The sequence below is a fragment of the Thermoplasmata archaeon genome (assembly GCA_036395115.1).
Taxonomy (GTDB): Archaea; Thermoplasmatota; Thermoplasmata; order RBG-16-68-12; family RBG-16-68-12; genus RBG-16-68-12.
The window spans coordinates 61446-70395 of record DASWDU010000011.1; the positions used below are offsets into that span (position 1 = coordinate 61446).

8 protein-coding genes and 1 tRNA gene are annotated in these 8950 nt (G+C 64.4%); 2 read left to right on the forward strand and 7 right to left on the reverse strand.

Annotation, left to right across the window (positions count from 1 at the left end):
* The first annotated feature begins 70 nt into the window (after positions 1 to 70).
* Positions 71 to 622, forward strand: coding sequence for a hypothetical protein (locus tag VF992_02730; GenBank protein ID HEX9340072.1), 552 nt, complete (start codon positions 71 to 73; stop codon positions 620 to 622).
* A 9-nt stretch (positions 623 to 631) separates the two neighbouring features.
* Entirely contained in the window at positions 632 to 2368 is a 1737-nt protein-coding gene (locus VF992_02735) for a sugar-transfer associated ATP-grasp domain-containing protein (protein HEX9340073.1), read from the forward strand.
* Positions 2369 to 2390: 22 nt separating this feature from the next.
* On the opposite strand, the gene VF992_02740 is transcribed toward VF992_02735, so the two are convergent.
* From VF992_02740 to VF992_02770, 7 genes are all read right to left on the reverse strand, one after another.
* Positions 2391 to 3494 carry a S8 family serine peptidase gene (locus VF992_02740; GenBank protein ID HEX9340074.1) on the reverse strand — a complete coding sequence of 368 codons (1104 nt, stop codon included), beginning with the start codon at positions 3492 to 3494 and terminating at the stop codon, positions 2391 to 2393.
* A gap of 261 nt (positions 3495 to 3755) precedes the next feature.
* Positions 3756 to 4436, reverse strand: a complete 681-nt coding sequence (locus VF992_02745; GenBank protein HEX9340075.1) for an NAD(P)-binding domain-containing protein — start codon at positions 4434 to 4436, stop codon at positions 3756 to 3758.
* Positions 4437 to 4984: 548 nt separating this feature from the next.
* Positions 4985 to 6961, reverse strand: coding sequence for an acetate--CoA ligase (locus VF992_02750; GenBank protein ID HEX9340076.1), 1977 nt, complete (start codon positions 6959 to 6961; stop codon positions 4985 to 4987).
* Positions 6962 to 7223: 262 nt separating this feature from the next.
* Positions 7224 to 8027, reverse strand: coding sequence for a cupredoxin family copper-binding protein (locus VF992_02755; GenBank protein HEX9340077.1), 804 nt, complete (start codon positions 8025 to 8027; stop codon positions 7224 to 7226).
* A 125-nt stretch (positions 8028 to 8152) separates the two neighbouring features.
* Positions 8153 to 8226: transfer RNA gene (locus VF992_02760), tRNA-Arg, on the reverse strand.
* Between the two features lie 107 nt (positions 8227 to 8333).
* Positions 8334 to 8519: a 30S ribosomal protein S27ae gene (locus VF992_02765; GenBank protein HEX9340078.1), complete on the reverse strand. Its 186-nt coding sequence runs from the start codon at positions 8517 to 8519 to the stop codon at positions 8334 to 8336.
* The coding region (locus VF992_02770; protein HEX9340079.1) for a hypothetical protein at positions 8519 to 8950 on the reverse strand (432 nt) is incomplete at its 5' end. The genes VF992_02765 and VF992_02770, both read right to left, overlap by 1 nt.

An 8950-nucleotide genomic window follows, 5' to 3' on the forward strand; every position in this document is an offset into this window, starting at 1 on the left:
CTGCCGCGTCCGATAACATCTGATAACTATCCAGGAAGGTTTATTCCAAATCGCTCCGTGGGCGCGCGCCGTGGCGTCCCGTAAGCGCGGCCTGATCGCCGTCGGTCTCGTCCTGCTCCTCATCGGCGGCTACACGCTGTACAGCTACAACCCCGCCCACACGTACCAGTCCACGTTCAACGTCCTCCCGCTGAGGTACTTCAAAATCCTTGCGAACCTCCGTGATCAGACCCGGATCACTGGTACGTTCCAGGAGACGGCTGGACGAGCCGTGGCCTTCATGGTGATGAGCAGCGCCCAGTTCGCCGCCTTCCAGGCCGCGAACACGACGACGAATGTGTATTCCCTTCCCGAGGCGGCTACCGGCAACATGGATTTCACCTCCACGGTCCCCGACGCCTATTACCTGGTCTTCCGGCACGGGACCGGCCAATCGAACACGACCCAAACGGTCACCTTCCAGCGGACGTACACCTCCGTGGACGAAGTCGCCATCCTGTCGGGCATCGCCCTCCTCGTAATCGGGGCCGTCGAAATCTATTGGGGCTTCCGTCCGACCGGCGGCCGGGCGCCCTCGCCGCAAGCGGATCCGGGCGACGTCCCGCGGCCTCCGTGGCCCTGAGGGACCCTCGTGAGGCGCGCGAGGCGATCGAGCCGGCGTCCCGCCAGCCGTCGCGCGTCCCTTCGGCGGCATCTCCCCTTCCTCGCCTTCCTCGTGGCGTTCACCGGGTATTGCGCGTTCCTCCAGTTCTACCTCACGGACGCATTGAACCGCCTCTACCTGGTCCGCACCTTCTTCCAGGTCGCCATCGCCGCCGCAGTGATCGCGTCGATGCGGAACGTTATCGGTGGGAGGACCCTCGGGATGTTCGGCTCCGTCATCATCGCCCTCGCGTTCCTCGCGACGGGGCTCTTCCTGGGCCTCCTGATCCTCGGCTTGATCCTGGGCGTCGTCCTGCTCGTGCGCGGCGCGCTCATCCGGGAGCGCGTGCAAGAAGCCCACCGCGTCGCAATCCTCGTCACGATCGTGGGTGTCACGATCTCGTCGATTGCAATCATCGGTCTCGAATGGCAACAGCACGACCTGTTCTTCGCCGTCCTCTTCCCGGTGCTCATCAGCGCGTGGTTCGCGGAACGGTACGTGGAGCGCGTCACCCGCGTCGGTTGGGACGAGCCGACGAAGGCCCTGATCTGGACGGTCATCGGGATTGCCCTGTCGTTCTTCGTGATCACGCAAGACGCCCTTGTGAACTTCGTCATGCTGACGCCGCTGACCTGGCCCCTCCTCGTCGTGATCAACTGGTTCCTTGGGACGCAGATCCGCTTTCGCCTCTTGGAACGCTATCGGTTCGGCGGCGTCTCGCGGTACGCATTAGCGGACGGACCGATCCGCGGGGATTTTGGCGACGATGTGCTCACGATGAATGTCCGGAATCGGGAGTTCGTGGCGAAGTACAATCCGCCCGAGACGATGGCAAGGCTCGGGAAGGATGAGGCGAAGCGCATCCTGATCCCAATGGGCGTGCCGATGGCGAAGACGTACGGGATCCTGCGGACGCGCGAGGACCTGGGGGCGCTTCGATCGTGGATGGAGAGTCACGATCAATTCGTCCTCAAGCCGGCCTCGGGGCACGGCGGCGAAGGCATCGTGCTCGTCCGCGGGAAAGGCGCCGATGCCTTCAACACGAGTCTAGGACCCCTGACGGGGCGCCAGATTGAGGCCCACGCCCTTGCGATCCTCGCCGGGGAGTACGGCGGGGACCACCGGGACGCGGCCGTGCTCGAGGAACTGCTCGAACGGCACGAGGCTCTGCGCGCGCTCTCCCCGATTGGGCTCGCGGACGTTCGCGTGATCTCCTTCCGCGGGTATCCGGTCATGGCGATGATGCGCATTCCGACCCAAGCTTCCGGAGGCAAAGCGAACCTCCACCTTGGCGCGTTAGCCGCCGGCGTGAGGCTCTCGACGGGCACGATCGTCCACTGCGTCTGGCGGGGGGCACCGCAGCCGAATCATCCCGACACGGGCACGCCCCTCCTCGGCCAAACCGTTCCGTTCTGGGACGAGATCCTCGAACTCGCCGCGGAAGCCCAGCGCCTCTCCGGCCTCGGCTTCGCGGGCGTGGACATCTCCATCGATGCGCGACAAGGCCCCGTCGTCATGGAAGTGAATCGACGGCCGGGATTGGAGATCCAGGTCGCGAACGCCGCGGGTCTCTTACGGCGGCTGCGGCTGATCGAGGGACTCCCGGACGGCCACCTCCCGGTGGAGGAGCGGCTCCAGGTCGTTCGGGAATTCGACGCGGGGCATTGGGGCGTCAGCCCTTTGGCGAGCCGTCGTTCGGGAACTCCGGTGGACGAGCCGGCATGAGCTTTGCACCGAGGTTCCGAACCTAGAGGTACCCCAGCGCCCGCTTCCCGTCGATCACTCCATAGCCGTACCACGGGTCATGAGGAATTACTTGGCCCGGTGCCGCGACGGCCGACCGCGCCAGAGCCCATTTGAGTGCGAGGACGTTCGCGGTGGAGCCGGCGGGGCGGAGCTCGGGGTGGGCTTGAAGGAGGAGCGCGACGATCCCCGCCGCGACCGCCGTCGAGGGGCTCGTTCCGGTCAAGGTTACGTAGTGGGCGCCCGGTGCGGTCGAGATGATTTGGACCCCGGGCGCTGTCACCTCGGGCTTCAGGTTCGGATCCGTCCGATTCCCGACGAAACTCGCAGACGAAAACGACGCGACGCGTCCCGACGCGTCGACTGCGCCGACGGCGAGGGCCAGAGGGACGTTCGCCGGGATTTCCACATCGCCGTCGTCGAACGGCCCGCCATCGTTCCCGGCCGCGGCCACGACGATCACGCCGCGATCGAGGGCCCATTGGGCCGCGACCGAGACCTCGGTCCCGACGAAGAGCGGAGCGGAGGAGCCCAAGGAGACCGAGATGATGTCGGCGCCGCGGGTCCCGTCTCCGAAGGGGTCCACACAAAACCGGATGCCGTCGGCAACGACACGGGAACTCCCGAAACCGGTGTTGTTGATTGCCTTCGCCACAAGGAGAGCGGCATCCGGTGCAATGCCTCTCAGGCTGCCGTTCGCGGCGATGAGTCCGGCCATCGCGGTGCCATGTCCCTCGTCATCGTACGGGTCGGGGCGCAGGTTGACGAAATCCTTCCACCCGACGAGTCGAAGATGGGCAAAGTCCGGGTGGAGCATATCGATCCCGCTGTCCACGATGCAGACCGTGACGCCTTTCCCGGTCAGCCCCATCGAATTGAGATCTCGTGCTCCCGTCATCGCGAACGCCCATTCGGATCGCGCGACGTGAGGGCCGAAGACGGTGCCGAGGTTCACGAGATGGGTTTCCGCGATGACCGCGAACGAGCCCAGGACGAGGATGACCGCGAGGACCGCAGCCCGATGGGCCCGGTTTCGGCCGCGGTAGAAGTCCGGCGGCAGCCTGGGAATTCGTTCGGAGAGGACCCGTTGAGGAGTCGCTTCGCCCACCGAGATTCCACTCAGCGGGGGCATGGGATGTCCGGAGCCCGCGGGCGGATCCGGCGTGCGGGAACTCTCTGAAGTCGGCATCGAGCCTGTCGCTCGAGCGTACGATCGCCAGGATATCAATTCAATTGGACATTTCTCGAAAAGGAGAATCGGCAGTCGCCGGAGCCTTCCGGTCGTTCCTAGGCAGCGGCTCGGTTTTCACAAGTCGCCAAGCTGCGCACCCGGTCCGTTCACCCGGCAACATTGTGGGCCGCAGACGAACTATCGTGCGATCTTGAAATTGAACATGGGCGTCTTCATGGTGCCCATCAACTGGACCCATACCGGCACGACCATTTCGACCCCGCGGGCCGTCGTGATGTCCCCGAGGTCGACCACCCGCTTCCAGCCGAAGCTTCGGAGGATCTCGGTCACCTTCGCCTTGGCGCCTGCGTCGTTCCCGCTCACGAACACATCGTGGTCGCCTTCCGCCACCAGGTCAGGATTGACCATGACCATGTTGGTCATCGTGTTCAGGGTCTTGACGACTTTCGCCTTGGGGAAGGCCCTCTGGATCTGCTCGCCGAGCGAGTCCGTGTTGCACACGATCAGAGACGGTGGCATCCCCTTCGAGAAATCGAGCGGATTCGCGATGTCGATCAGGATCTTGTCGGCGAGGTTCCTCTCGCCCGCGAGGCTCAATGCTTTGAGGGAGGCCGCGCCTGTCGTGGCATTGACGAGGGCCTCTCCGTGTGCGGCGGCGTCCGCGAAGGGGGCGAGCTTCGCTTTCGGATGCGTCTTGATCCACACGCTGAACGGCGGATTCCCCATGTAGTCGGGCTTCGTGTCGGCCATGGTCTTGGCGACGTCGCGGGTGCCGAAGACCACGTCGTGGCCGAGCTCCATGAGTTTGCCGCCAACCGCCCGTCCGACCGCACCCGTTCCGAGGACACCGATCTTCAAGGTATCCACCCCGACCGCCCCACGACCCCGGCGTACTTCTATGTTCCGCTGGATGCGACGGGCCGCAGTCCCAAGTGAAAACGGCCTGGCGAGGACCCGAACCATTCCCCCAGAACGACGGTCAATCGCGGGGAATTGAACGCACGAAGGGGTTCCGCTCCGGCTCCTGCCGGAAGCTGTTGGGTTTCATTCCAATCCTCTACTAGCGAGCTTTCCCCATCCTCGCTGGCGGAAGAGATATGCCAATATGGAGGGATGGAGGTTTCGGCATGGAGCCCGCGGTCAAGGGGTCTTCTGAGGTCGAGGAACGCGAGAAGCGCTATCGTCGAGTCACCTTTTTTCCTTGTTGCCCTGACGCTCGTTGCGATGGCCGGCATGACAATCGGGCTCGCTGCGCGTATCGCGCAGAATGCTCCGATCGAAGGTACCGCGGCCTTGGCGTTCCTGATTATGGTTGGCACCGTTTGGCTCCTTATCGTTCGAAGAGTCCTCCGGCACGATGCCAGGGTCATCCGGGAAGCTGCCAAAATCAGGTGATTGCGGCCCGGCTAACTCGGGCCTCCGTCTCTTCCGTGTTCCCGTTCGTTTTCCGTGAGGGCTTTTGGATTCGAATTCGCGGAGGTCGCGCCCATCTCGGCCCGGAGCTCATTCCACGCCTGTCGAGCCTCCGCCACCGAGCCTTCGTCCTCGATCGTGCTGATGTCGCCCGGGTCCCGATCCAAGACGACGGCCCGGAACACCCGTCGCATAATCTTCCCGCTCCGGGTCTTCGGGAGCTGATGGACGAAGTGCACCTCCCCCACGACGGCCACGGGCCCGAGTTCTCGGCGCACCGTCTCGAGCAGCTCCTGCCGCAGTTGGGGGGAGGGCTGGAATCCTTGCTTGAGGGCCACGAAGGCCGAGATCACCTCGCCTCGAACGGGATCGGGCCGTCCGGTCACGCCGGCCTCGGTGACCGCGGGATGCTTGAGGAACGCGGTCTCGACCTCGATCGTCCCGATCCGGTGGGCGGCGATCTTGATGATTTCGTCCGCGCGGCCCGCGAACCAGATGTAGCCGTCCTCGTCGAGGTGGGCGGAGTCGCCGGTGTAGTACACGCCCGGGATTCGGCCCCAGTACTCGCGACCGTACCGATCGGGGTCCCCCCACACGGTCGCGATGAGGCCGGGGAAGGGACGCTTCAGGACGATGATCCCCTTCTCTCCGGGCCCGCACGGCTTCCCGTCTGGTGTGACGACCGCCGCCTCGATTCCCGGCAGGGCGACTCCCGCGGAGCCGGGTTTGATCACCAGCATTCCGAGTCCATAGGGGTTGCCGAAGATGGGACCGCCCGTCTCCGTTTGCCACATGTGGTCGATCACCGGAACGCGGTCCTCAAGGACGCCCTTCTGGAGCCACTCCCACGCCGGCGCGTTCAGCACCTCTCCCGCGCAAACGATCCGTTCCAAAGAAGAAAGGTCGAACGCTCGGGCCGGGGTCTCACCATACCGCATCAACAGGCGAACGGCGGTCGGAGACGTGAAGATCCCCGTGACGCGGAGCTCCTGGATGATCCGCCAGGCCGTCTCGGGACTGGGATGATCCAGCGCCCCCTCGTACGCGATCGTCGTGCATCCGCTCAACAGGGGCGCGTAGACGATGTAACTGTGGCCGACGATCCACCCGATGTCGGAGGTGGACCACCAGATGTCCGCGGGTTTCAGGCCGAAACACCAGCGCCCCATTGCGTGAATGTAGACCTGATAGGCCCCCTGGCTGTGGACCGCCAGCTTCGGTTTCGCCGTCGTCCCGGACGTGGCGAGGATGAACGCGGGCTCGTTCGCCTCCATCTCCGCGTAGCCGTCATCGAGGCCCGTCCCGCCCGTCAGGAATTCCGACCAGTCGAGGTCTCGTCCCGCGCTCCATGGGATCGCAGTCGTCGCGCGGCGCAAGACGACGACGCGTTCGACGGAGATCGCGGGCGTATCGAGCGCGCCGTCCACGATTTCCTTGAGCGGGATGTCCCGACCCTTCCGGTAGGCGACGTCGGCCGTGAACACGCAACGGGAGGCGCTGGCACGGATGCGATCCGCGAGTGCCCCGGACCCAAATCCCGCGAAGACCACGGAATGGATCGCCCCGATTCGCGCGGATGCAAGCATCAGCATGATCGCCTCCGGACACGTGGGCATGTAGAGCGTGATGCGATCCCCCCGTTGGATGCCGATCCCGCGGAGGGCCGCCGCGATTCGCTTGACGTGATCGGTCAGCTCGCCGTAGCTGAAGCTCTGCCGTTCGCCCCGCTCGTTCACGTACACGAGGGCCGGCTTGCCCCCCTGTCCCCGGCCCACATGGACATCCAAGCAATTGTACGCGAGATTCGTACGGGCGCCCTGAAACCACCGAAACGTGGGGAACGTCCATTCGAACACCCGGTCCCATCGACGGAACCAGGGAAGTTCGTCGGCCGCGCGGGCCCAGAAGGCGTCCGGATTGGCAGCGGCCTCCGCTTGCAACTGACGAACGATCGGACTTTCGCCCGTCATCCTCGAGCCCACCATCGGTGACCTGTCTGGGCGTCCCTCTGCCTCTCCATGTCGGTTCGCGGCAAGAACCTGTGGTCGCGCACGAAGTCGCGCCGCGAGCGAAGGATGATTCCGCTCGGGCTAAGACCTCCATCTGTCAAAGAAACGGGCCTGAAGGGATTCGATCCATTCCCTTCGAATGATCGTCAATCAGGCCGGATTGAATTCCTTGCCGGTGACACCTTTCCCCATCACGCCGGGCCGCGAGGTCCCGCCCCTCCCCTTATTGGACGACAATCGTGCCCGTCATCTGGGGGTGGAACGTGCAGAAGTAGTAATACGTCCCCGCCTGCGTGAAGGTGAAGCCCCACGTCTGTCCGGTGGTCATTGTGCCGGAGTCGAATTGCCCCGTGACGTTGCTCGTTACCGTGTGAGCGGTCATGTCTCTGTTGATCCACGTGACCGTAGCGCCCACGGAGACGGTGAAGACATTCGGGCTGTATGCGATCGGGACGTTGATGGCGTCCGGGACAATTTCGATGTCCGCCGGGATTTCGGGGATCATCCTCAGGATCACGCCGGCGCCGATCGCACCGGCGATGAGCATCCCGACGACGAAGCCAGCGACCGCAAGGGTGAGCAGCCCGCCCGAGGAGTGCACGGACGCGAGGTAGGGCTTCTGGCGGAGGCCTGTCTTCGCGGCACGGAACGCGAGGATTCCAAACCCGGCGACCAGCAGGAGAATTGGTACCATGAGGACGTCCCACGCGAAATCCGTGTCCGCGGGGTTCGAAAGGGCGTTCGGCGCGAACGAGAGGACAGCGATCACGAGGGCAACGATCGCGGTGGCGAGATAGGCCCAGCGCTTCTCTCTCCAAGCGAAGGACGCGGGGACGACGAGGACGACGAAGAAGAGGACGAAGAAGGGCAGAGCAGAGTAGTAGGCAGGGCCCGCCGTGCTCACGAAAGGGATCGCGAGGAAGATCCCCAGCAGCAGGACCGCCGCAAAGATGGTGCCGCCCGCGACGACCCACACGGCAAAGGGCTTCGACCCCTGGCTCGGATTTTGCGCCGTTCCCTCCGGCATCGACGTAGCTTCCATCGACCCGCGAACGTGTGAAGAATACTTAGGTCTGTCGAGATTCCGTGTTTGACCAGGCTGCTACGTGACCCTGCCGCCGCGCGCATTCGCCCGAGTCGCATGAAGGGAAACGGGCCTGCGGGGATTCGAACCCCGGTCAGAGGCTCCGGAGGCCTCTGTCCTATCCAAGCTAGACTACAGGCCCTCCCCCGCCGAAAGGGCTCTTCGGATTAAGGCTTTCCGCGGGTCGCGGAGCGATTTCAGCGCCGAAGGGACGGAACGGTTTATCGAAAATCGGAAATATCGCGATGCTCACTTTTTCGCGAACTCGGTGTAGCCGCAACGGCCGCACGACATGCGGTCCGCGTGCTTCGCGAGGAAGACGCCGGCGCCGCACTTCGGGCAGTTCGCGCGTTCCCGCGTGATCCGGTTCCCCTCGATCTTGTAGAACGTCCGCTTGAGGCCGGCGGCGCCTTTCTCCTTCTTCGCCTCGGCCATCACTTATCCTCTTTCTTTCTCGGCTCGGCCTTCTTCTCCGCCTTGGGCTCCGCCTTCTTCGGTTCCTTCTTCTCCTCGTGTTTCTCCGCCGGCTTCTTCTCTTCCTTCGGCGCGGGCTTCCTCTCTTCTCTCGGCGCTTCCTTTGGCGGTGCCTTCTCCGGTTTCGTTTCCGGCCTCTCCGCCTTCGGGGCTTCGGGTTTCTCGGGGGCGGCGGGTTTCTCCGGTTTCTGCGCGGGCGCGGGCTTCTCCGGCTTCGGAGCGGCCTTCTCCTTGACTTCGGGCTCGATGAGCTTGTTCCGGACGAGGATGTGCTTCCGCTCGACGGAGAGCGCCTCCTCCTTCGACTTGTAGACTTTCGCGTATCCGTGCGTCTCGTACCGGCCGAACGACGACGCTTGGGAGTCGATCACGACGATGTCCTTCGTCGCCTT

Bases quoted from the DNA above. Each gene is read 5' to 3' on its own strand.
- VF992_02765 (HEX9340078.1), bottom strand. From the start codon at position 8,519: ATGGCCGAGGCGAAGAAGGAGAAAGGCGCCGCCGGCCTCAAGCGGACG.
- VF992_02750 (HEX9340076.1), bottom strand. From the start codon at position 6,961: ATGACGGGCGAAAGTCCGATCGTTCGTCAGTTGCAAGCGGAGGCCGCT.
- VF992_02755 (HEX9340077.1), bottom strand. From the start codon at position 8,027: ATGCCGGAGGGAACGGCGCAAAATCCGAGCCAGGGGTCGAAGCCCTTT.